Annotated in this window: 26 protein-coding genes; 15 read left to right on the forward strand and 11 right to left on the reverse strand. The window is 64.0% G+C overall.

Features of this window, described 5'->3' with window-relative positions; genetic code table 11:
• Nucleotides 1-69: 69 nt before the first annotated feature.
• Both RA20_RS17165 and RA20_RS17170 read left to right on the forward strand, forming a co-directional pair.
• Nucleotides 70-204 carry an aa3-type cytochrome c oxidase subunit IV gene (locus RA20_RS17165; RefSeq protein WP_039131465.1) on the forward strand — a complete coding sequence of 45 codons (135 nt, stop codon included), beginning with the start codon at nucleotides 70-72 and terminating at the stop codon, nucleotides 202-204.
• A gap of 31 nt (nucleotides 205-235) precedes the next feature.
• A complete protein-coding gene (locus RA20_RS17170) occupies nucleotides 236-856 on the forward strand; it encodes a hypothetical protein (RefSeq protein ID WP_039131542.1) in 621 nt (206 codons plus the stop codon).
• Between the two features lie 208 nt (nucleotides 857-1,064).
• Here RA20_RS17170 and RA20_RS17175 read toward each other — a convergent pair whose 3' ends face one another.
• Both RA20_RS17175 and RA20_RS17180 read right to left on the reverse strand, forming a co-directional pair.
• Nucleotides 1,065-1,394, reverse strand: coding sequence for an AzlD domain-containing protein (locus tag RA20_RS17175; RefSeq protein WP_039131468.1), 330 nt, complete (start codon nucleotides 1,392-1,394; stop codon nucleotides 1,065-1,067).
• On the reverse strand, nucleotides 1,391-2,119 hold the full coding sequence (locus RA20_RS17180; RefSeq protein ID WP_039131472.1) for an AzlC family ABC transporter permease: 729 nt from the start codon (nucleotides 2,117-2,119) through the stop codon (nucleotides 1,391-1,393). The genes RA20_RS17175 and RA20_RS17180 overlap by 4 nt, the downstream gene beginning before the upstream one ends.
• Before the next feature lie 56 nt (nucleotides 2,120-2,175).
• Between RA20_RS17180 and fdhD the strand changes: the two genes are divergently transcribed.
• From fdhD to RA20_RS17205, 5 genes are all read left to right on the forward strand, one after another.
• Entirely contained in the window at nucleotides 2,176-3,072 is an 897-nt protein-coding gene (gene fdhD, locus RA20_RS17185) for a formate dehydrogenase accessory sulfurtransferase FdhD (protein WP_039131475.1), read from the forward strand.
• Between the two features lie 109 nt (nucleotides 3,073-3,181).
• Nucleotides 3,182-3,547: a hypothetical protein gene (locus RA20_RS17190; protein WP_039131478.1), complete on the forward strand. Its 366-nt coding sequence runs from the start codon at nucleotides 3,182-3,184 to the stop codon at nucleotides 3,545-3,547.
• Nucleotides 3,544-4,182: a molybdenum cofactor guanylyltransferase MobA gene (gene mobA / locus RA20_RS17195; RefSeq protein WP_039131480.1), complete on the forward strand. Its 639-nt coding sequence runs from the start codon at nucleotides 3,544-3,546 to the stop codon at nucleotides 4,180-4,182. Before RA20_RS17190 ends, mobA begins: the two co-directional genes overlap by 4 nt.
• A complete protein-coding gene (mobB, locus tag RA20_RS17200) occupies nucleotides 4,179-4,670 on the forward strand; it encodes a molybdopterin-guanine dinucleotide biosynthesis protein B (protein WP_039131484.1) in 492 nt (163 codons plus the stop codon). Before mobA ends, mobB begins: the two co-directional genes overlap by 4 nt.
• Entirely contained in the window at nucleotides 4,667-6,790 is a 2,124-nt protein-coding gene (locus RA20_RS17205) for a molybdopterin-binding protein (protein WP_039131487.1), read from the forward strand. Before mobB ends, RA20_RS17205 begins: the two co-directional genes overlap by 4 nt.
• 151 nt (nucleotides 6,791-6,941) lie before the next feature.
• On the opposite strand, the gene RA20_RS17210 is transcribed toward RA20_RS17205, so the two are convergent.
• The 3 genes from RA20_RS17210 to RA20_RS17220 all read right to left on the reverse strand — a co-directional run bounded on the left by RA20_RS17210 (nucleotide 6,942) and on the right by RA20_RS17220 (nucleotide 9,113).
• Entirely contained in the window at nucleotides 6,942-7,982 is a 1,041-nt protein-coding gene (locus RA20_RS17210; protein ID WP_039131489.1) for a hypothetical protein, read from the reverse strand.
• Nucleotides 7,983-8,017: 35 nt separating this feature from the next.
• The gene (greA, locus tag RA20_RS17215) at nucleotides 8,018-8,488 is read right to left on the reverse strand and encodes a transcription elongation factor GreA (protein WP_039131491.1); all 471 of its coding nucleotides are present in this window, start codon (nucleotides 8,486-8,488) and stop codon (nucleotides 8,018-8,020) included.
• 244 nt (nucleotides 8,489-8,732) lie between these two features.
• Entirely contained in the window at nucleotides 8,733-9,113 is a 381-nt protein-coding gene (locus tag RA20_RS17220; RefSeq protein ID WP_039131492.1) for a VOC family protein, read from the reverse strand.
• A gap of 95 nt (nucleotides 9,114-9,208) precedes the next feature.
• On the opposite strand from RA20_RS17220, the gene soxR reads away from it, so the two are divergent.
• The 4 genes from soxR (at nucleotide 9,209) to RA20_RS17240 (ending at nucleotide 14,152) form a co-directional block, all read left to right on the forward strand.
• On the forward strand, nucleotides 9,209-9,676 hold the full coding sequence (gene soxR / locus RA20_RS17225) for a redox-sensitive transcriptional activator SoxR (RefSeq protein WP_039131494.1): 468 nt from the start codon (nucleotides 9,209-9,211) through the stop codon (nucleotides 9,674-9,676).
• 160 nt (nucleotides 9,677-9,836) lie between these two features.
• Nucleotides 9,837-11,486, forward strand: a complete 1,650-nt coding sequence (locus RA20_RS17230) for an electron transfer flavoprotein-ubiquinone oxidoreductase (RefSeq protein WP_039131499.1) — start codon at nucleotides 9,837-9,839, stop codon at nucleotides 11,484-11,486.
• 136 nt (nucleotides 11,487-11,622) lie between these two features.
• Nucleotides 11,623-13,341: a tetratricopeptide repeat protein gene (locus RA20_RS17235; protein ID WP_039131501.1), complete on the forward strand. Its 1,719-nt coding sequence runs from the start codon at nucleotides 11,623-11,625 to the stop codon at nucleotides 13,339-13,341.
• On the forward strand, nucleotides 13,331-14,152 hold the full coding sequence (locus tag RA20_RS17240; protein ID WP_039131503.1) for a 4-(cytidine 5'-diphospho)-2-C-methyl-D-erythritol kinase: 822 nt from the start codon (nucleotides 13,331-13,333) through the stop codon (nucleotides 14,150-14,152). The genes RA20_RS17235 and RA20_RS17240 overlap by 11 nt, the downstream gene beginning before the upstream one ends.
• A 174-nt stretch (nucleotides 14,153-14,326) precedes the next feature.
• Here the strand turns inward: RA20_RS17240 and RA20_RS17245 are convergent, their stop codons facing one another.
• Nucleotides 14,327-15,325, reverse strand: coding sequence for a polyprenyl synthetase family protein (locus tag RA20_RS17245; protein WP_039131510.1), 999 nt, complete (start codon nucleotides 15,323-15,325; stop codon nucleotides 14,327-14,329).
• Between the two features lie 57 nt (nucleotides 15,326-15,382).
• Here RA20_RS17245 and RA20_RS17250 point away from each other — a divergent pair, with 57 nt between their 5' ends.
• The 3 genes from RA20_RS17250 to RA20_RS25100 all read left to right on the forward strand — a co-directional run bounded on the left by RA20_RS17250 (nucleotide 15,383) and on the right by RA20_RS25100 (nucleotide 16,765).
• The gene (locus RA20_RS17250) at nucleotides 15,383-15,598 is read left to right on the forward strand and encodes a putative signal transducing protein (RefSeq protein ID WP_039131515.1); all 216 of its coding nucleotides are present in this window, start codon (nucleotides 15,383-15,385) and stop codon (nucleotides 15,596-15,598) included.
• Nucleotides 15,595-16,365 carry a tRNA1(Val) (adenine(37)-N6)-methyltransferase gene (locus RA20_RS17255; protein ID WP_039131518.1) on the forward strand — a complete coding sequence of 257 codons (771 nt, stop codon included), beginning with the start codon at nucleotides 15,595-15,597 and terminating at the stop codon, nucleotides 16,363-16,365. Before RA20_RS17250 ends, RA20_RS17255 begins: the two co-directional genes overlap by 4 nt.
• Nucleotides 16,366-16,591: 226 nt before the next feature.
• Entirely contained in the window at nucleotides 16,592-16,765 is a 174-nt protein-coding gene (locus tag RA20_RS25100) for a YdcH family protein (protein ID WP_082018047.1), read from the forward strand.
• Nucleotides 16,766-16,840: 75 nt separating this feature from the next.
• On the opposite strand, the gene yddG is transcribed toward RA20_RS25100, so the two are convergent.
• A complete protein-coding gene (gene yddG / locus RA20_RS17260) occupies nucleotides 16,841-17,704 on the reverse strand; it encodes an aromatic amino acid exporter YddG (protein WP_039131520.1) in 864 nt (287 codons plus the stop codon).
• Complete coding sequence (locus RA20_RS17265; protein WP_039131523.1) at nucleotides 17,701-18,648, reverse strand: transcriptional regulator GcvA; 948 nt, start codon at nucleotides 18,646-18,648, stop codon at nucleotides 17,701-17,703. The genes yddG and RA20_RS17265 overlap by 4 nt, the downstream gene beginning before the upstream one ends.
• A gap of 113 nt (nucleotides 18,649-18,761) precedes the next feature.
• Between RA20_RS17265 and RA20_RS25825 the strand changes: the two genes are divergently transcribed.
• Nucleotides 18,762-18,911: a hypothetical protein gene (locus tag RA20_RS25825; protein ID WP_193748221.1), complete on the forward strand. Its 150-nt coding sequence runs from the start codon at nucleotides 18,762-18,764 to the stop codon at nucleotides 18,909-18,911.
• Between the two features lie 79 nt (nucleotides 18,912-18,990).
• Here the strand turns inward: RA20_RS25825 and phbB are convergent, their stop codons facing one another.
• From phbB to RA20_RS17280, 3 genes are all read right to left on the reverse strand, one after another.
• Nucleotides 18,991-19,713, reverse strand: coding sequence for an acetoacetyl-CoA reductase (gene phbB / locus RA20_RS17270; protein ID WP_039131525.1), 723 nt, complete (start codon nucleotides 19,711-19,713; stop codon nucleotides 18,991-18,993).
• A 189-nt stretch (nucleotides 19,714-19,902) separates the two neighbouring features.
• On the reverse strand, nucleotides 19,903-21,078 hold the full coding sequence (locus RA20_RS17275) for an acetyl-CoA C-acetyltransferase (RefSeq protein WP_039131528.1): 1,176 nt from the start codon (nucleotides 21,076-21,078) through the stop codon (nucleotides 19,903-19,905).
• Between the two features lie 247 nt (nucleotides 21,079-21,325).
• The coding region (locus RA20_RS17280; RefSeq protein WP_206540114.1) for a TonB family protein at nucleotides 21,326-21,740 on the reverse strand (415 nt) is incomplete at its 5' end.

Below are 21,740 nucleotides of genomic sequence, written 5' to 3' on the forward strand. Positions count from 1 at the left end.
CGTGGTGACAGTGCAGGGCAAATCCGGTAATCACCGGAAAAATGCACGTGAATTCGAGGGAACACGCACATGGCTGAACATCAGCACGGAACCATGGACACCGCCGTTCAGGAAAAGGTCTATGCAGGTTTTCTGACCTTCATCACCCGGTCCTGCATTGCTCTGTTCCTGTTTGCGATCTTTCTGGCTGTTTTCGCAACCTGATCCGCTGCCTGATTTTCCGGGATAGAGAATGATGCGCAACCTGCTGTGCCTTGGTGCGGTGATGCTTGCCCTGGCGGGTTGCGCAGCGCCTCAGCAGCCCAATGCGGATGCTGAAACGCTGGAACGCGTGGCCTACCGCTATCCCGGCCCGGCGACGCTCACCCTTTACACCATGATCAACAACCGCACCGGGCGGGGCGGCCATGCGTCGCTGATGATCAACGCCTCGGAGCGGGTGATCTTTGACCCGGCAGGCTCGTTTTACGCCAAGGTGGTGCCGGAGCGGGATGACGTGCTGCACGGCATTACCCCGGCAGTCGAAAAAGCTTATCGCGGCGCCCATGCCCGCAGCACCTTCCATGTCGTGGTGCAAACGGTTGAGGTGACGCCGGAACAGGCTCAGAAAGCCTATCAGCTGGCAGTGGCCAACGGCCGGGTGCCCGGTGCTTTCTGCGCCCAGGCCACCATCGGCATCCTGCAGCAGGTCCCGGGGTTTGAGAGCCTCGACCGCACTTTCTACCCGGAAAAGCTGGCAGAGCAGTTCGGCCGGCTGCCGGGCGTAGTAACCGACAAATACTACGAGAACGACAGCGCCGACCTGCAGGACGGGCTGGTCCGCAGCGATGCGGCCCTGAGCGCTGCCGAAGAGTAATTCCTGTTTGAAACAGACCGGTGGCGCCGGGCAGGGGGCTGCCCGGCGCCGGCCATGCTGCGCATGGCCAAGTGATTTGCTGAGAAGGCCTTGAGGGGCAGGTCTGCCCTCAAGGCCGTTGCCGATTGTACCGCACTCCCTGCCGCCTCAAGGGCAAGCCGCGCTTGCAGCGCGGACGCTGCGCGTCCCTTGACCCGGCCGCGAGCGCTCAGGCCGCGAGGTACAAAAGCAGCAGTGAAACACCGCCCGCGGAGAGGCCGTAGAGCACGTTCCTGGTGAGATAGCCGACAGCAAAGGTTGCCGCGGCGGCGGCAAAGTGGATCAGGCTGGGGCTTCCTTCGGTGGGCGCAGGCCAGACAACCAGCGGCGCCACCAGCGCCGGGATGATTGCCACAGCCGTATAGCGCAGATGCCGCATCAGCCAAGGCGCGATGGGCTTGCCGCCCATGAAGCCGATGAAGGCAAAGCGCAGGGCATAGCTGCCAAGGGCAAGGCCCAGAATCACGGTCCAGAGGATCGGAGTTGGGATGCTGCTCATTTTGCTGCCTCCGTTTTGGCCCTTTGCCGTTCCAGCCACAGCTCGGCCTGGGCGCCGGCCATCATGCCGGCAATGCCTGCCACGATCAGCCCGAGGTTATAGGGCAGCATCGACGCGGGCAGCGACGTCGCCACCGCGACAAAGCAGGCCGCGATATGGGCAGGCGTGCGCAGCATCGGGCCAATCATTGCCAGAAACGCCAAGGGCAGCACAAAATCCACCCCCCAGCTATCGGGGATGCGGGTGCCGACCAGCGCGCCAAGCGCGGTGGCAATCACCCAGGCTGGCGCCACGATGCCATTGGTGCCAAAGAAATAGGCCATCCGGTGCGCCACCGGCATCCTGGGCTCATTCTCGAACTGCACAATCGACAGCGCATAAGACTGGTCGACCATGAAATAGGCGGCAATCGCCCGCTGCCACATCGGCGCATCACCCAGGTAAGGTGTCAGAGAGGCGGAATACATCGCCATCCGCAGGTTCACCGCCAGCGCCGAGATCAGGATGATGATCAGCGGTGCATTCTCCTGCATCAGCTGCAGCGCGGTGAATTGCGCGGCGCCGGCAAAGACCGCCAGCGAGAAGGCAAAGGCTTCGGGCACGATCAGCCCGGCTTCGGCCGCCAGCACCCCGAACAGGAAGCCGAAGGGCGAGGCCATGAAAATGAACGGCGCGCTGTCGCGGAAGCCCTTCCAAAAGGCCGATTTGGTGGTGGTGATTGCCATGCGGGCACCCTAGATTGCGTTTGAACCGGCCTACGCCTGAAACTGGAGGTTTGCAATTGGCCCGAACGGATGTCAGCAAAAGTGACGGGGCGGAATATCTGATCGCCCCAGGCGTTTCCGACCCGCGCCTCACCCGCGCCGTCACTGGCGTTGACCAGAACGGTGAGGCCAGCGAGATCGCGGTGGTCGAGGAGCGCCCCCTGACCATCTTCCTGAACAGCCAGGAAATTGTCACCGCGATGACCATCGGCGACTACCCGAAATATCTGGCGCTTGGCTTCCTGCGCAACCAGGGCATGCTGCGGGACGAGGATGAAGTGACCCGCGTCGACTATGACGAGGACCTGGAAACCGTGGTGGTGCGCACCGCGGTGGAAACCAGCCACGAAGAGAAGCTGAAGAAAAAGACCCGCACCTCTGGCTGTGCCGTCGGCACCGTCTTTGGCGACATGATGGAGGGGCTGGAGGATGTGCGCCTGCCCGAGGTGGAAGTAAAAACCTCCTGGCTTTATGCGCTGGCCCACAAGATCAACCGCACGCCCTCGCTCTATCTTGAGGCCGGCGCCATCCACGGTACCGTGCTGTGCCAGCAGGACCGCCCGCTGGTCTATATGGAGGACGTCGGCCGCCACAACGCGGTGGACAAGATCGCCGGCTGGATGCTGTCGGAGCAGGCAGAGGCCGCGGACAAGATCCTCTACACCACCGGCCGGCTGACCTCGGAAATGGTGATCAAGACCGCGATGATGGGCATCCCGGTGCTGGCGTCCCGCTCAGGCTTCACCGCCTGGGGCGTCGAGATCGCCCGCGAGGTTGGCCTCACCCTCATCGGCCGCATGCGCGGCCAGCGGTTCATTTGCCTGTCCGGCGAGGAGCGGCTGGTGCGCGACATGGACCCGAAAGACGCGCCGATGGAGGAAAAGAAACACCGTAGGAAGAGTGCGGGAACGTGACTGGATCATTGAACCTAAGGGCAGAGCCGGTCCGCGCGCGGAAGCGAAGCGCCCGCCCATGGGGGCGGACGGGCGCTGCCCGGCGTACCGCCGGGCGCAGGGGCATTGAATGAGCGAACATGCACCCAGTCTGTTGGGCCTGGCACTTCTGGTCCTTGGGCCGTTTTTCATTCTGAGTATTCTGGCGTTTTGGGCCATGTTCTGGTTTTGGGGACCGGTCGCGGCAGAGCTCGGGGTGTCTGTAGTGGACAGATCGGTATCACGGAGAGTGATCTTGAGAGGGATGACTGGTGCTCCCGATGCACTGCAAAGAAAAGTGCAGAAATGCAGATGGGTGTTCGCTGGAGTCTATGCGGGTTTTTTCGGCTGCATTTTGTTTCTCCTCGGAATGGGTGGCTTTCTGTTCCTATTGGGGTGTTTCGCTCTTTCAGCCGTTCTTTCCCGCCCCTATGTCTTTGAAGGAGTTCACAAATGACCCAGCCCCTCGGCGTAATCCTCGCAGGCGGCCTCGCCACCCGGATGGGCGGCGGCGACAAGGGGCGGCTGGAGGTCGGCGGCCAAAGCCTGCTGTCCCGCGTCGTGGACCGGCTGTCGCCGCAGGTCGCGGGGCTTGCGCTCAATGCCAATGGCGACCCGGAGCGGTTCGCCGACCTGGGCCTGCCAGTGATTGCAGACTCGATCGAAGGCTTCGCAGGTCCGCTGGCCGGCGTTCTGGCCGGTCTCGACTGGGCGGCAGAGCAGGGCGCGGAGACCATCGTCACCGCCGCTGCCGACACGCCCTTCTTCCCGCAGGATCTGGTCGCCCGGCTGACCGCCGCCGCGGAAGGCATGGAGCATCCGCTGGTGCTGGCCACCACGCCGCGCACCGGCGATGAGGCGCTGAAGTCCGGCGGCGGCAAGCGCATCAACCGGCACCCGGCCTTTGGCCTCTGGCCTGTTGCCCTGCGCGGTGACCTGCGCGCGGCGCTTCAGGACGGCTTGCGCAAGGTGGTCTTGTGGACCGATCAGCACGGCGGGCGCGAAGCGATGTTCGAGGCCGATCCCTTTGACCCCTTCTTCAACATCAATACGCCGGATGATCTGGCCCGCGCAGAGGCGCTGCTGAAATGAAAATCTACGGTGTCACCGGCTGGAAGAACAACGGCAAGACCGGGCTGATGGAGCGGCTGGTGGCGGAGTTCTGCGCCCGCGGGCTGACCGTCTCGACCCTGAAGCACGCGCATCACACAACCGATGTCGACCAGCCTGGCACCGACAGCTACCGCCACCGGCAGGCGGGCGCTTCAGAAGTGGTTCTGGCTTCTCCGAACCGTGTTGCCATCATGCAGGAGCTGCGCGGGGCGGGGGAGCCCTCCTTCACCGAGCTGCTCTCTCGCCTGCGTCCGGTCGATCTGGTGCTGGTCGAAGGATTTAAACGCGAACCCCACCCCAAGATCGAGGCCTACCGCACCGCCGCAGGCCAGCCGCTGATCGCGCCGGAGGATCCCTCCATCCGCGCCGTCGCCAGCGATGTGCCTTTGCATCTGGACCGTCCGGTATTTGACCTCAATGACACAAGCGCGATTGCGGATTTCATTGAGGCGGAATTGAGCCTGTGACCCGCTTTGACACCGTGCTGGCTGCTGACTGGTCCGCTGCCAAGCGCAAGCCTGAAAGGCCCAGCAAGGATGCAATCTGGCTGGGCGTGGCGCGGAATGGATGTGCCGAACAGCAAACCTATTGCCGCAGCCGCCAGGAGGCAGAGGCCTGGATCAGCAGTTTCCTGGCAGCCGAGCAGGCGGCGGGGCGCCGGGTGCTGGCGGTATTTGATTTCCCTTTCGGCTACCCGCGCGGGTTTGCCCGCCGGGTGACTGGCTCGGACGATCCCTTTGCGCTCTGGCAATGGCTGGAAGAGCGCATTGAAGACACTGAGGACGGCAGCAACAACCGGTTTGAAGTGGCTTCAGCCATGAACCGCCTGTTTGCCGGCCCTGGCCCGTTCTGGGGTAAGCCGGATGAGAAAGCCTGGCCCGGGATCCCCTACCGCAAATCCGGTATACGCTATGAAGACGTGACAGAACGGCGCCGCGCGGATCTGGCGGCCAAGGCGGCTTCCTCCTGTTTTCAGCTGTTCTTCAATCCGACGGTTGGCAGCCAGATCCTGATGGGGCTGCCGGTTTTGCAGCGTCTGCGGCTGCGGCATCAGGCCGCTGTCTGGCCTTTCGAAAAGGTTGCGGCTGCGCAAATAGTGTTTGCGGAAGTCTGGCCAGGATTGATTGAACCGGCAGTGAAGTCCGCCATGGCTGCGGCAGGTCCGGATGAAATACGCGACCGCGTGCAAATGCGGCTGCTGTCGCAAGCGCTCAGCCGTTTGCAGCCAGAGGAACTTGCGGACATGCTGGCTGCAGCTCCTGACGAAGCGCAAGAGGAGGCTTGGATATTGGGCACCGGATTTGAAGACCGCTTGAATGCATTGGCGCAAGGCGGGCTGACGCCTCCGCCCCTCAGCAATGACTGCTTTGCTTTGCCTGCGGGCGTGGATTGGACACCGGTGGATGACGCGCTGGCGCTGCTGCGGGACCGGCTGGGGCCTGTGATGGGCTCGGAGACCGTGCCGCTGGCAGAGGCGCTGGGCCGGGTGCTGGCGCAGGATGCGGTCGCCAAACGCTCCAATCCACCGCTGCCGAACACCGCGGTGGACGGCTACGGGTTTGCGGGCGGCAAGGCGGAAGGGGCGCATGTGCTGCCGCTGGTTGAGGGGCGGGCCGCGGCCGGGGTGCCCTTTGCCGGCAGCGTGCCCGCAGGCAGCGCCATCCGGGTTCTGACCGGGGCGGCTTTGCCGGAAGGGGTGCACACGGTGATCCTGGAAGAGGATGTGAACACCGATGGCGTCCAGATCGCTTTCAACGGCCCGCTGAAACAGGGCGCAAACACCCGCGAGGCCGGGGAGGATGTGGCTGCTGGCGGGGTCATCCTGACGGCTGGCCGGGTCATTACCCCCGCGGATCTTGCGCTGGCCTCGGCGGTGGGGCTGGCAGAACTTTCTGTGCGGCTTCCGCTGCGCGTGGGCGTGCTCTCGACCGGCGACGAACTGGTGGAGGCTGGGGAACCCGCAGGCAAGGGGCAGATATATGACGCCAACCGGCCGATGCTACTGGCGCTGATCCGCCAGTTGGGCTTTGTGCCGGTGGATCTGGGCAAGGCCGCGGACGACCGCGAATCCCTGCGGGCACGGCTGGATGCGGCGGCTGCAGATACAGACGTGATCCTGACCTCTGGCGGCGCCTCGGCAGGGGATGAAGACCACATGTCGGCGCTTTTGGGTGAGGCGGGCGCGATGCAGGAATGGCGCATAGCGCTGAAGCCCGGCCGCCCGCTGGCGCTGGGCATGTGGCAGGGCACCCCGGTTTTCGGCCTGCCGGGCAACCCGGTGGCGACGCTGGTCTGCACGCTGATCTTTGCCCGCCCTGCCATGGGGCTGATGGCGGGCGCAGGCTGGCAGGAGCCGCAAGGTTTCGAGGTGCCTGCAGCTTTTGAAAAGCGCAAGAAACCGGGGCGCCGCGAATACCTGCGCGCGCGGGTGCGGGACGGCAGGGCAGAGGTCTTCAAATCCGAAGGCTCCGGCCGCATCAGCGGGCTGAGCTGGGCGGAAGGCCTTGTGGAGCTTGGCGACGGCGCTGCCCATATCAAACCAGGCGATCCGGTGCGTTTCATACCTTACGGCAGTTTCGCCATGTAAACAAAGAGCTCCCGCCCGCGGCCTGGCGCATCAAAGATGCTTGCCCGCCGTTGGGCGCAGCGCCGTGCTGGCGCCCGGCGCGGTTCCGCTTGCTGCTTCTTTCTGGTCCGAAATACCCGCGCCGCAGGCAGCGGCCCAACGGGCCGCACCCTCAGTCGAAGGTTCCTGCAACCCGGCCCAGGAGCATGAAGGCGCGGGCGGTGCGGGTGTCGCTGAGGGCGGAGATTTCGCTGTCCGTGGCCTCAGCCTCGAAGTCCGCAAACATCTGATCGAAACGGCGCAGGAAGTGGTGCGCAGCGTCCCGGAAGATCGGGTCCTGCTTCATCCGCGCCGCGGTCAGCGCCAGCGAGGTGCGGTCGCGTACGCCGCCCAGTGCCGCCACCGCGCGGCCGCGGGCGCCCTGGCCGAACTGGCGCCAGATCTCCGGCCGGGCCATATCGGGGCGCAGATCGTCCATATAGATGCCGTCCTGGCTGAGGAGCGTCAGAACGTCCTGGGCCGCCTGGATCACCTGCGCGGCCTTGCGGTCCTGCAAAGCGGCGCGCAGAGCGGCAAAACCTTCGTGGTCCTCGGCGGTTTCCGGGAAGTTCAAAGCGCGGATAAACTGCTCTGCTGCCAGCGGCGGAGCTGTGTCCTCTGCCTGGGTGCCAAGCGCCAGCGAACCCTGCTCGGCGGCGGTCATCTCGGCTGCGGCCGCCGGAATTGCCGGGCGCGCGGGCGTGTCGCGGCGGCTGGTGTGGAAAGTGGCCAGCGCGGTTTCGGTCTTGCGGGTGGCCTCGGCGATTTCCTCCAGCCGCTTGGTCACGGATGGCTCCGCCACCGCTGCATGCTGCTGCGCCTGGGTCAGATAGGTCTGGCGCAGCCCGTCGATGGCAGCTTGCAGTTGCTCGCTTTCCTCCCGCATCACCCGGGCCGAGCGCGCGGCGGAGGCCGCCACCCACAGCATCGCCAACGGCAGCACCAGGGCCAGCACGCCGGTGATCAGATCTGCCCATTGCGCCAGGCCGCCGTCATCCGGGCCAAAGAGATACAGCCCCGCCGCTGCCAGCAGCCACAGGGCCCCTAGGCCGATGGCCACCAGCTCAGCCCCGCCCAGGCCATTACCGCCAGGGCCGTCAAGGCGGGGCAGCGGGCGGCTGCCCGTTGCCTTGGAACCCGGGGTGCTGCTGGAGCCTGTATTGGAGCCTGTCATAAATGCCCGTTGCCTTGCTGGTATCTTCTTGCTGATCAGGAATAGACGATCTTGAGGATCTCGTAGCCGCGCTCGCCGCCGGGGGTGCGCACTTCCACACTGTCGCCTTCTTCCTTGCCGATCAAGGCGCGGGCAATCGGGGATTTGATGTTCAGAAGACCGGCCTCGATGTTGGCCTCATGCTCGCCGACGATCTGCCAGGACTTCTCCTCGTCGGTGTCCTCGTCCACCACGGTCACCTTGGCGCCGAATTTGATCGAGCCGGACAGTTTCGCCGGATCGATCACGTCGGCCAGCGACAGGATGCCTTCCAGCTCCTTGATGCGGCCCTCGATGAAGGACTGCTTTTCGCGCGCCGAATGGTACTCGGCGTTTTCCGACAGGTCGCCCAGCTCACGTGCTTCGGCGATCGCCTGGATGATGGTCGGGCGCTCGACGGATTTCAGGTTCTTCAGTTCAGCTTCCAGCGCGGCGTGGCCGGCCGGGGTCATCGGGATCTTTTCCATGTGATTGGTCCAGGTCGCTTATTGTTCTTGTCATGTGGAAAGCCGGAGCCCCGCAGCATCTGCCGCGGGGCCTCCGGTCCGGTTGACAAATACCTGACCCAATCCGGCGCCCGATTTCAAGTGGCCGTGAACCCCGGGCGCCGTGAAATCCGCTCAAGGCGGCGATTTGGTCGGGTTTTCCACAGGTTTGCGCGGAAAGATGCCGCGGGCGGGGAGGGCGGGCAGAGCCGCCTGCCAGAGGATATCAATCATATTGCACTGCCTCGTATTCGATGCCGTTTTCATCGTGGAAGTAGAACCGGCGCCCCGGTTCATAGTCGCCGTGGTTCATCGGTGTGTAACCAGCCGCCTTCACCGCAGCTTCGGTTGCGTCCAGATCCTCGACGATCACTGCAAGGTGGTTCAGACCGCCGACGATGCCGTAGCTTTCCGGGGCTTTTCCGGCCGGGGTGCGGGGCGTGTAGAGCGCCAGATAGCTGGTCTCTCCGCCCACATGCACGGTGTAGCCGCCGTTTTTGGCCTCGCCTTCCCAGCGCACATGCCAGCCGAATACCTCTTCCATCCATTTCGCTGTGGCGTTCGGATCTGCCACGGTGACGTTTGCATGCTCTAAAACCGCGCTCATTCGGATACTCCTTTGCTCGGATAAACCTGTTGATACGACTCACCGTAATTTCTAAACCTAACTTGAGCTCAAGAGTTTTTTTGCAGGAGATTTGCATGCCCTCATCCGCTGGAATTTCCATCGGCTATCTGGCCGAGCGCACCGGCCTCGCTGTGTCGGCCATCCGCTATTACGAGGCGCAAGGCTTGGTGGAGCCCTGGCGCAACGCAGGCGGCCAGCGGCGGTTCCACCGCGCCGACATCCGCCGTATGAGCTTCATCATGATTGCCCAGCAGTTCGGCTTCTCGCTGCCCGAGATCCGCGGCTTCCTTAAGGACCTGCCCGGAGGACGGACACCAACCAAAGAGGACTGGGCGCGAATCTCCGAAGGATTCCGCACCCACCTGGATCAGCGAATCGAAACTCTGGTGAAGCTGCGCGACAATCTGGACGGCTGCATAGGCTGCGGCTGTCTTTCGCTTCCGAATTGCAAACTTTACAACCCCGAAGACCGCGCGGCACAGAAGGGGCAGGGGCCCAGATACCTGATGGGAGACCGGCCTGAGGCGGAAAATGGACATTGAGTGACGAAAACCGACGCACTTTTTGTCTCAGAACCCTGTTTTACAGGGGGCTAACGTCGAGTTTGGATTGACCTGCGGGGCTGGCAAACGCTAAGCAGCCGCGACACAAAATTGCGCCCGGTGGGGCCTGTAGCGAAAAGAAAGCCAAGGAGCGCCGCAAATGGCCGAGATTGAACGCGAAGCGATGGAATACGACGTGGTGATCGTCGGGGCCGGCCCTGCTGGTCTGTCTGCGGCCATCCGCCTGAAGCAGCTGGACAGCGACCTTGAGGTCGTGGTGCTGGAAAAGGGCTCGGAAGTGGGCGCGCACATCCTGTCCGGCGCGGTGCTGGACCCCTGCGGCCTGAACGCTCTGATCCCCGACTGGAAAGAAAAAGGCGCGCCGCTGAGCGTCGAAGTGAAGGAAGACAACTTCCTGATGCTGGGCGAAGCCGGCCATGTCCGCATCCCCAACTTCCCGATGCCGCCGCTGATGAACAACCACGGCAACTACATCGTCTCCATGGGCAATGTCTGCCGCTGGATGGCAGAGCAGGCCGAGGAACTGGGCATCGAGATCTTCCCGGGCATGGCGTGTTCGGAACTGGTCTACGGCGACAACGGCGAAGTCAAAGGCGTGGTTGCTGGCGAATTCGGCAAGAACGCCGACGGCACCCCTGGCCCGGCCTATGAACCCGGCATGGAGCTGCACGGCAAATATGTCTTTATCTCCGAGGGCGTGCGCGGCTCGCTGGCCAAGGAAGTCATCAACAAGTATGACCTGCAGGCCGGCAAGGACGTGCAGAAATACGGCGTCGGCATGAAAGAGATCTGGGAGATCGACCCGGCCAAGCACAAGGAAGGCACCGTCACCCACACCATGGGCTGGCCGCTGGGCTCCAATGCGGGCGGCGGGTCGTTCATCTACCACCTGGACAACAACCAGGTTTACGTGGGCTTCGTGGTGCACCTGAACTACAAGAACCCGCACCTGTTCCCCTACATGGAATTCCAGCGCTTCAAGCACCATCCGGTGGTTGCCGAGCTGCTGAAAGGCGGCAAGCGCGTGGCCTATGGCGCCCGTGCCATCACCGAAGGCGGCTATCAGTCGATGCCGAAACTGGTCGCACCCGGCGTGGCTCTGCTGGGCTGCTCCGCGGGCATGGTCAACGTGCCGCGCATCAAGGGCAACCACAACGCGATGCTCTCGGGCAAGGCCGCGGCTGAGGCCGCCTATGAAGCAATCAAGGCAGAGCGTTCCGGCGACGAGCTGACTGCTTATGAAACCGAAGTGCGCGACGGCGCCATCGGCAAGGACCTGAAGATGGTTCGCAACGTCAAGCCGATGTGGTCCAAATGGGGCCTCACCGCCTCGCTGGCGCTGGGCGGCTTGGACATGTGGACCAACAACCTGCTGGGCTTCTCCTTCTTCGGCACCCTGAGCCACGGCAAGAACGACGCCGAATCGACCGAGGAAGCCTCCAAGCACAAGCCGATCGATTATCCGAAGCCCGATGGCGTGCTGTCGTTCGACCGCCTGACCAACGTCAGCTTCGCAATGACCAACCACGAGGAAAGCCAGCCCTGCCACCTGCAGCTGGGCAACCAGGACACCCCGATCCAGGTCAACCTGCCCAAGTTCGCGGAGCCTGCGCAGCGCTACTGCCCGGCCGGCGTCTACGAAGTGGTTGAAAACGATGGCAAGCCGGAGTTCGTGGTCAACTTCCAGAACTGCGTCCACTGCAAGACCTGCGACATCAAGGATCCATCCCAGAACATCACCTGGACCACGCCCCAGGGCGGCGACGGCCCGAACTACCCGAACATGTAACGGGAACGTTAGCATTCCGGCGGGCTTTTGCCGGATTTTATGGGGCGGTCTTCGGGCCGCCCCATTGCGTGTTGACGGGCGGCGCACTACGCTTTCTTAGAAGAGCAAGAGCAGTAATCCGTAAGGGGGTCCCCGCGTGCCCGTATCTATTCTCCGCACCCTGACATGTGCGGCCCTGATGGCCGCATCCGCATCCGCACCAGCTGTCCAGGCGGACGGGCTGGCGGGATCGTATCTGGCCGGACGGGCAGCGACCTATGACAGCGATTTCGCGGCAGCGGCGCTCTATTACACCCAGGCACTGGCCCGCGACCCGCAGAACCCGCTGCTGATGGAGAATGTGGTCTTTGCACAGCTCGCCATGGGCAAGGCGGAACTAGCGGTGCCGGTGGCGGAACGGCTGTTGCAGACCGGCGCGCGCAGCCAGGTGGCCAATGTCGTCATCGCGGGCGGCCATGCGGCGGCAGAAAACTATCAGGCGATCCTGGACCGCGATCCTGAGCTGCAGGCGATCCATCCGCTGGTGGACGGCCTCCTGGAAGGCTGGGCGCATATCGGAGCAGGCTCGGTGTCCAGCGCGCTCAAGACGTTTGACCGGCTTGCCAAGGACGGCAGCCTGCGGCCCTTCGTGCTCTATCACCGGGCGCTGGCGCTGGCCTCTGCCGGGGACTACGGCGGTGCTGAAGAGCTGTTTGCCGCCGAAGACGGGCGCCTCGCCAGCCTCAGCCGCCGCGCCGCAATCGCGCGGGTGCAGATCCTGTCGCAGCTGGGCCGCAATGACGACGCCCGTAAGGCTCTGAAGGCGGCCTTTGGCAGCCGCCTGGACCCGGGCCTGGAAGCGCTGGATGCGCAGCTTGCCGCTGGTGAAACCCTGGTTTTCACTATCGCGCCCAGCCCGCGGGAAGGGATCGCCGAGGTTTTCTATACGCTTGGCGCGGCCCTGAATGGCGACACCGCCAATGACTATGTTCTGATGTATGTTCGCATGGCGGCCTCCTTGCGTCCGGATCATGTGGACGCAATCCTGCTGAGCGCCGGCCTTCTGGACCAGCTTGGCCGCTACGAGCTGTCGGTCGCCACCTACAAGCAGGTGCCGGCCAGCCACCCTGACTACCACGCGGCGGAAATGGGCCGCGCAGAGGCCCTGCGCCGCGCCGCCAAGCCGGATGCGGCAATCGAGGTGCTGGAAAAGCTGGCGCGCGATTTCCCGGAGCAGCCCAGCGTCTATGTGAGCCTGGGTGATCTGCTGCGCCAGCAGGAGGACTATGCCGGTGCCGCAGGCGCCTATGACAAGGCGCTGGAGAGAACGCCGGAAGACAGCGGCAGCCGCTGGTTCCTGCTCTACGCCCGCGGCATCTGCCATGAGCGCTTGGGCGAGTGGGTGCAGGCTGAGGCTGACTTCCGCGCGTCGCTCGAACTGGATCCGAACCGGCCGCAGGTGCTGAACTACCTGGGTTATTCGCTGGTGGAAAAGCGCAGCAAGCTGGATGAGGCGCTGGACATGATCGAGCGCGCCGTCGCTGCGCGCCCCGACTCCGGCTATATCGTCGACTCTCTTGGCTGGGTGCTCTACCGCCTGGGCCGCTTTGACGAGGCGGTCGCGCATATGGAGCGCGCGGTGGAGCTGATGCCGGTGGACCCGGTGGTCAACGACCACCTCGGTGACGTTTACTGGGCCGTGGGCCGGGCGCGCGAGGCTGAGTTCCAGTGGAAGCGGGCGCTCTCCTTCATCGATCCGGAAGACACCGATGGCGAGGCCGACCCCGAACGCATCCGCCGCAAGCTGGACATTGGCCTGGATGCGGTGCTGGCCGAGGAAGGCGCCGAGCCGCTGGAAGTCGCCAATGGCGGTTGAGGCTTTTGCGCCCGCCAAGATCAACCTGACCCTGCATGTGACCGGCCGCCGCGAGGACGGCTACCACCTGCTGGATTCGCTGGTGGTCTTTGCGGATGCCGGAGACCGGCTGCAGCTGGAGCCGGGACCGGAGATGATCCTGGATGTCACCGGTCCTTTTGCCGAAGGCGTGCCTGCGGATCAGCGCAATCTGGTCTGGAAGGCCGCAGAGGGGGCCGGCTGGCGCGGCAGGATCCGCCTCGACAAGCAATTGCCTCATGGCGCCGGTATCGGCGGCGGATCCTCCGATGCGGCGGCTGCGCTCCGGGCTCTATCAGGACAGGGCATCAGGACGCCGGAAGCTCTGCCGCTGTCCTTGGGGGCCGACGTGCCGGTTTGCCTGACGGCAAGAGCCGCACGCATGTCGGGAATCGGCGAATGCATCACGCCAGTTGCATTGCCGCAACTGCCCGCGCTGCTGGTCAACCCCGGTGTGCCGGTGCCGACAGGTGCGGTGTTCAGCGCGCTGGCGATGCGCAACAACCCTGCCATGCCGGAAGAGTTTCCTGAATTCGATGGCCCGGCGGACTGTGCGGCCTGGCTGGCGGCGCAGCGCAATGATCTGGAAATTCCCGCTATGGGGGTTGCGCGGGAAATTGAATTTGTCCTCGATGAGCTGAGAGTGACATCACGTGCTTTGCTGGCCCGGATGTCGGGCTCGGGATCCACTTGCTTTGCGCTTTACCCGACATTGAAGGCGGCGCATTTTGCGGCCTATGAGATCGAAGCTGCGCATCCGGACTGGTGGTGCCGCGCCGTCACCCTGTCCTGAAGCGCCGCGCCTGGAACGGAACACTCCCGCCCGCGGCACCGCGCATCAAAGATGCTTGCCCGCCGTTGGGCATAGCGCCGCGCTGGCGCACGGCGCGCCGCCGCCCTGCTGCTTCTTTCTGGTCAGAAATACCCCGAGGGGGCAGCGCCCCCTTCCTCTGCTTAACGAACCGGCTCAGTTCAGCCGCGACACCACATAGTCGGCCAGGTCACTCAGCATTGTGCGGATCTCATGATCAGGCAGCACCTCCAGCGCGTCCCGTGCCTTGGCAGCCCAGCCATAGGCGTCCTCGCGGGTGGCCTCCAGCGTCTTGTACTTCGCCATCAGCGCCAGCGCCTGATCCAGGTCGCCCTCTTCCTGCTTGCCCTTCTCGATGGTGCGCATCCAGAAGGCGCGTTCTTCGTCCGTCGCCTGCGCCACTGCCTTGATCACCGGCAGGGTCAGCTTGCGCTCGCGGAAATCATCGCCGACGTTCTTGCCAGTGGCTTTGCTGTCGCCCTGATAGTCCAGCAGGTCATCGGCAATCTGGAAGGCAATCCCCAGCGCATCGCCATAGGCAAACAGCGCCTTCACCTGCTCTTCCGGAGCGCCGGCAATCACCCCTCCCACTTCAGTCGCCGCCGAGAACAGCGCCGCGGTCTTGCCGCGCACCACCTGCAGATAGATGTCCTCATCGGTCTTCAGGTTCGACGCCGCGGTCATCTGCAGCACTTCGCCTTCGGCAATGGTGGCCGAGGCATTGGCGAGAATGTCCAGCACCCGCAGCGAGCCGGTCTCCACCATCAGCTGGAAGCTGCGGGCAAAGAGGTAATCGCCCACCAGAACCGAGCTTTTGTTGTCCCACAGAAGGTTCGCCGTCGGCCGGCCGCGCCGCTGGGCGCTCTCATCCACCACATCGTCATGCAGCAGGGTGGCGGTGTGGATGAACTCCACCGTCGCCGCCAGTTTCAGGTGATGGTCGCCCTCGTAGCCGCACATCCGCGCCGCCGCCAGCGTCAGCATCGGCCGCAGCCGCTTGCCGCCGGCCTCAACCAGATGCGCGGTCACTTCCGGAATGCGCGGTGCGTGCTCGGACGCCATCCGCGTGCGGATCAGCGTGTTTACCGCCTCCAGCTCTTCCTGCAGCGTTGCGGCCAGCATTTCGTGCGGCTTCCTGGTCATCACTTGGTCCATCACATTCCTGCCTGCGAGGCTCGACAAGACCCGCGCCTTGCCCTTAGATCCGTTCTCATGAAAGAGCTTTTGCGCAGCACCGATCCGACGATCATGGCCTTTGCCTCCGCCCTCCTTGAGGGAGAGGATATAGACTGCTTTCAAATGGACGTAAATATGAGCATCCTGGAAGGCGGGATCGGAATTTTCCCGCGCCGCCTGATGGTGCATGAGGATGATTACGATGAGGCGCTGATCGTGATGCGCGACAATGAAATCCCATTGGGAAGATGAGCGGCTTTCAGGACAGCGACCTGACCTGCAACGGCTTTCTGGGCGGTAGGGTGCAGCTGCGGCAGCCCGTCCGCGGCTACCGGGCGGGGGTGGACCCGGTGCTGCTGGCAGCCGCGGTGCCGGCCAAACCGGGCGAGACGCTGCTGGAACTCGGCTGCGGGGCCGGCCAGGCGCTGCTCTGCGCCGCGGCGCGGGTGCCGGGGCTGGTGCTCGCGGGCGTCGAACTGCAGCCGCCTTATGCCGCTCTGGCGCGGCGCAACGGGGCTGAAAACGGCCGGCAGATCGAAGTTTTCGAAGCCGACCTCTCGGCGCTGCCCGATGCGCTGAAACAGCGGCAGTTCCACCACGTCATCGCCAATCCGCCTTATTACAAGGCGGGTGCCCATAGTCCGTCGCAGGACGCAGGCCGCCGGGTGGCTTTGGGGGAGGAGACACCGCTCGCAGATTGGATCAGTACCGCAGCCCGCCGCTTGGCGCCCAAAGGGTATCTGCACATGATCCAGCGGGCCGACCGGCTGCCGGACATGCTGGCGGCCTGCGGCGCGCTGGGTTCCATCGAGGTGCTGCCGCTTGCGCCGCGGGAAGGGCGCGCGGCGGAATTGGTCATCCTGCGCGCACGCAAGGGGGGCAGGGCGGACTTTCGTCTGCATGCACCGCTGATTCTGCATGAAGGCAACCGGCACGAGCAGGACGGGGACAGCTACCGGCCGGAAATCCGCGCTGTTCTGCGGGACGGGGCAGCCTTGCCTTGGCCGAAACCTGCCTGACGCGTTCCGGCGCAACCGTAAGGCCGGTTTCCAAAAGTTTCAACCATAGAGAAATTTCAGCAGCAAAACTCTGCCATAAGGAGCGCTTGCCTGCGGCAAATTGCGCGGCGCATAGCCGATATGAAAATTTCATGACAAAAATAGTGCGGCTGCAGCGTGACAGACGCGGAAACTTGTGGTCCACTCTTTCTGTCAAACACATCTAGCTCAAAGAAGGAGGGTTGCCATGAGCCTCAGCTCGCATCTGACCGAACTTAAGAAGAAGCACGAGCATCTGAGCATGGAAGTGGAACAGGCCCAACGATCACCCGGTACCGATGATCTGCAAATTGCGGCAATGAAAAAGCAGAAGCTGAAGCTGAAGGAAGAGATTTCGCGGCTGACAGCAGACGCAGTCTGAAGAGTTCCGCCGGGCGAGCCCGGCACAAGTTTTGGAGGGCCTGCCCGGTACGGCGGCCCTCTTTTCATTTCCGGATCACTTCGCGGCGCTGGCCCGTGCCGCAATCAGCGCGCCGCCGGTGATCAAGGCCGCCGCCAGAGCCAGCCCCCATGAGGCCGCGGCGATCCCCGCCAGCACAAGGATCAGCGTCGACAGCAGGGGCGCGGCATAGGAGCTGGTGCCGAGCATCTGAATGTCGCCCTGTTTGACACCGATGTCCCAGACATAGAAGGCCAGTCCGACGGGGCCGAGGCCCAGCAGCAGGGTTGAGATCCAGCCCAGAGAGCCTGCAGGCCAGACCGTTTCCTCCAGTGCAAAATGCAGACCCCAGGACGCTGCAGCTGTGGCCAGGCAGAAGACAGCAACCGAACTGGTCGGCGCCTTGCCCACCAGCCGGGACAGAACCGAATAACCCGACCATGTGAGCGCGCACAGGAGCGCCAGCCCGTACCCCGGCAAGTACTGCGCTTCAAACCCGCCGCCGCCGCCCGAAATGATCGTCGCCGCCCCGGCAAAGCCCAGGCCGGCGCCAATCAGATGCCCCGCCTTCAGCTTCTCGCCGGGCAGCAGGCCGGAGAACAGCACGATCAGCAGCGGCCACAGATAGGCGATCAGCCCGGCCTCTGCCGCCGGCGCCAGCCGCAGCGCCGAGAAGTACAGCGCGTGATAGCCAAACAGGCCGAGGGTGCCAAAGGCGTAGACCTTGAAAGGCACGTTCTTCAGCTGCCCCAGCTTGCCCGAGGCTGCGGTCCAGATGATCCCCAGCGTGCCGCCAATGCTGAAACACAGCGCGTTCAGCAGCAGCGGCGGCGCTGGTTCGGATCCAACGGTCAGCAAGGCCAGGAGCGACCACAGCAGGACAGCGATAAAGCCAATAGCGGTCGCGCGGGTCTTGGTCATGGCGGGGGGATGTCCTCGACGGGTATGATCTCAAATTCATCCGAGACGTAGGCGGTTTTGTCGATCTCGGCAATGAACCAGTCGCGGAACGCAGCGATCTGCGGCCGGGTTTCGGTCCCGGGTGCACAGAGGAACCGGAAATGCGCCTTGGTCTCGATCGCGGTCTTGAAAGGCGCCACCAGGCGGCCTGCGTGCAGATCGGTGATCGCCATGCCGCGCCGCCCCAGCGCCACCCCGGCGCCTGCGACGGCGGCGTCAATCGCGTGATCCGCTTGTGAGAAATGCGAGCCATGCGTCGGGGTGAAATCAATGCCTTGGGTGCGGAACCAGGCTGGCCAGTCGACAGGCGGGTCCAGGAAATCAATCGACTCGTCAAAGATCAGCGGCGCCTTCATCAGGCTTTCGGGCGTGGTGTAGCGCTCCGCCAGCTCTGGTGACATCACCGGGGTCACCCATTCCGGCGGTACCGGCAGCACGTACAGCCCTGGATCCGGTCCGTAGCCAAAGCGGATCGCCACGTCGACCTCGTCCCGCACAAAATCCATGATCCGCAGCGTGGCCGAAAACCGCAGGTCGATCTCCGGATGCGCGCGGGCAAACTCATACAGCCGCGGCGCCAGCCATTTTGCTGTCAGCCCCGGTCCGGCCGTCACCGTCAGCGTGGTGTTGTCCTGCAGCCGCCGGGTGGCACGCCAGGCTGCCGTCAATGTCTCGAACCCTTCCGCTGCGCCCGGGGCCAGCGTCTTGCCCGCCTCGGTCAGCTCCACCGCCCGGTTCAGGCGGCGGAACAGCGGCTGGCCCAAATGCTCCTCCAGCGATTTGATCTGAAAGGACAGCGCGGCCGGGGTCACGTTCAGCTCCTCCGCCGCTTTGGCAAAGGACATGTGGCGGGCGGCAGCGTCAAAGGCGCGCAAAGCGGTGAGGGGTGGCAGGCGGTCAGTCATCTTCACATAAGTATACCTTAACTGAAGTCTGGAAAAGACTCGTTTGTCCGTTTGACGGAACGTCCTCATATTGGGTGCAGATAAAGGATACTGATCCGGGAAGGAGGCCTGAAATGCTGGAATACACTGCTGACGCCGCCACCAAGACTGCCATGGCCCGCGCCCATGCCGAACGCGGGCAGGTGCTGAAACAGGCGTGGACCTGGCTGTTCGGCAAGCGGCATGTGCCCGCCCTCCGCCCCAAGGTTTCCCGCTGGGCCTGAGCGCGCAAACGTCCTTACGGGATAGGAAAAGGGCCGGTCCATCTGGACCGGCCCTTGCCGTTTCTGCTGATACGAAAAATCAGACGAAGAACTGCGCGCCGTTGGCGGAGATGGTCGAGCCGTTGATGAAGCCCGAGTCGTCGGAGGCCAGGAAGGCCACGCAGCGGGCGATCTCTTCCGGCTCGCCCAGACGGCCGGCCGGGATCTGGCCGATGATCGATTCGCGCACCTTTTCCGGAACCGCCATCACCATCTCGGTGGCGATATAGCCGGGGCAGACGGCGTTGGCGGTGATGCCTGCGCGGGCGCCTTCCTGGGCCAGAGATTTCACGATGCCCAGATCGCCGGCTTTGGTGGCGGCATAGTTCACCTGGGCGAACTGGCCTTTCTGGCCGTTGATCGAGGAGATCACGATGACGCGGCCGAACTTGCGCTCGCGCATGCCGGGCCAGATCGGGTGCACGGTGTTGAACACGCCGGTCAGGTTGGTGTCGATCACCTGCTGCCACTGCTCGGGCGTCATCTTGTGGAACGGCGCGTCGCGGGTGATGCCGGCATTGGCCACCACGATGTCGATCGGGCCCAGTTCCTCTTCGACCTTGGCGATGCCTGCAGCGCTTTCCTCGTAGCTGCCCACATTCCACTTATAGGTCTTGATACCGGTTTCCTCGGTAAACTTTGCCGCGGCTTCGTCATTGCCGGCATAGGTCGCTGCCACAGTGCAGCCTTGCGCCTGCAGCGCCTGGGAAATTGCTGCGCCGATGCCGCGGGAGCCGCCGGTGACGAGTGCAGTACGTGCCATTCAAGAATCCTCCAGTCATAGTCTCTTGGTAATCTTGCTACAGATTCCAATTAGTGAGCGCAACAATATTGCGCAGCAAATTTCTGCGTTGCCGCGAAAAAATTGTCGCACCTGCAGTATAGGCTGCCCATGTAAAAGAAAAAGGACGCCCGGGGGGCGTCCTTCTCATTTAACGGTGTGTTGCTGGTTTTATGGGCGCTCGACACACATGGCGACGCCCATGCCGCCGCCGATGCACAGGGTGGCGAGGCCTTTCTTGGCGCCGCTGCGCTTCATTTCAAACAGCAGGGTGTTCAGAACCCGGCAGCCGGAGGCGCCGATCGGGTGGCCGATGGCAATGGCGCCGCCGTTCACGTTCACAATCGACGGATCCCAGCCCATGTCCTTGTTCACCGCGCAGGCCTGGGCGGCAAAGGCTTCGTTGGCTTCGACCAGATCCAGGTCGCCCACGGACCAGCCGGCTTTCTCCAGCGCCTTGCGCGACGCATAGACCGGGCCCACGCCCATGATCGACGGGTCGAGGCCGGCAGTGGCGTAAGACGCGATGCGGGCCAGCGGCTCGATGCCGCGGCGCTCGGCTTCATCGGCGCTCATCAGCAGGGTGGCGGCGGCGCCGTCGTTCAGGCCGGAGGCGTTTGCCGCAGTGACCGAACCGTCCTTGGTGAAGGCCGGGCGCAGCTTCTGCATCGCTTCCATGGTGGCGCCGTGACGGATGTATTCGTCCGCGTCCACGGTGATGTCGCCCTTGCGGTGCTTGACCACAAACGGGGTGATCTCATCAGCGAATTTGCCCGCTTTCTGCGCCGCTTCCGCCTTGTTTTGCGATGCCACGGCGAATTCGTCCTGCATGTCGCGGGAGATCTGCCACTGGTTGGCCACGTTCTCTGCGGTCTGGCCCATGTGGTAGCCGTTGAAAGCGTCCCACAGGCCGTCGCGGATCATGGTGTCGATGTATTTGAGGTCGCCCATCTTGTGGCCGGCGCGCAGATGCGCGGCATGGGGGGAGAGGGTCATGTTCTCCTGGCCGCCGGCGGCCACGATCGAGGCGTCGCCCAGCTGGATGTGCTGTGCGCCCAGTGCCACGGCACGCAGGCCGGAGCCGCAGACCTGGTTGATGCCCCAGGCAGCGCTTTCCTGCGGCAGGCCCGCATTGATATGCGCCTGGCGGGCCGGGTTCTGGCCCTGGGCGGCGGTCAGCACCTGGCCCATGATGGTTTCCGACACTTCGGATTTGTCCACACCGGCCCGCTCCACCACGGCTTCCAGCACCGCGGCGCCCAGGTCATGGGCCGGGGTATTGGCGAACGAGCCGCCAAAGGAGCCGACGGCGGTGCGCGCGGCGGATGCGATTACAACATTGGTCATTGATTCTGGTCCTCTGCCATCAATTCAGGTCTCCCGGGAGAGCCCCGCCTGGCCGATGAAAAATCGGCCGCGCAAGAATCTTTCCCGAATCCTCCGGGTACCGACATAATCTATTGCTGCACGTGCAGCAATTGACAGGGTGTCTCAGGGAGAGCGCAGGAGTCAACCGCCAGAACCGTCCCAAGTTGTACGAATTCGGTCATCCCGGGTGTTTTGATGCTGCATGGCAGCAAATCCGATGTTCCGGTCAGCCTTCAAAACGGGCTGAAAAGACAAAGCTGTAGGCGCCCGGCGCCAGCGCCTTGGGCGCGCGGGGGTAGCGGGCTTTCCTTGCGGCCGCCAAGGCCGCCTGGTCAAGCGCCGCAATGCCTGAGCTTCGGGCAACAGAGGCCGCCACCAGCTTGCCCTGGGTTGAGATTTCCAGGCGAATCCGCACCCGCCCCTTACCGCCGCCGCGCGGCTGGCGTTTGTGCCGCTCGACCCGCGACAAGATAGCTGCGCCCCAGCGGGTTTTTAGGCTGGCTGTGCGGGAAGACTCACCAGTGGTGGCCGCATCTGCACCGCCGTCGCCTTTGGCTTGGCGCTGGCTGCTGCCGACTGCCCGCTCCTGCACGCTGTCCGCTGACGGCGCTGGTGCCGGGGCGGGGGCCGCTGCGGCGGGC

This window comes from Leisingera sp. ANG-Vp, assembly GCF_000813725.1.
Taxonomy (GTDB): Bacteria; Pseudomonadota; Alphaproteobacteria; order Rhodobacterales; family Rhodobacteraceae; genus Leisingera.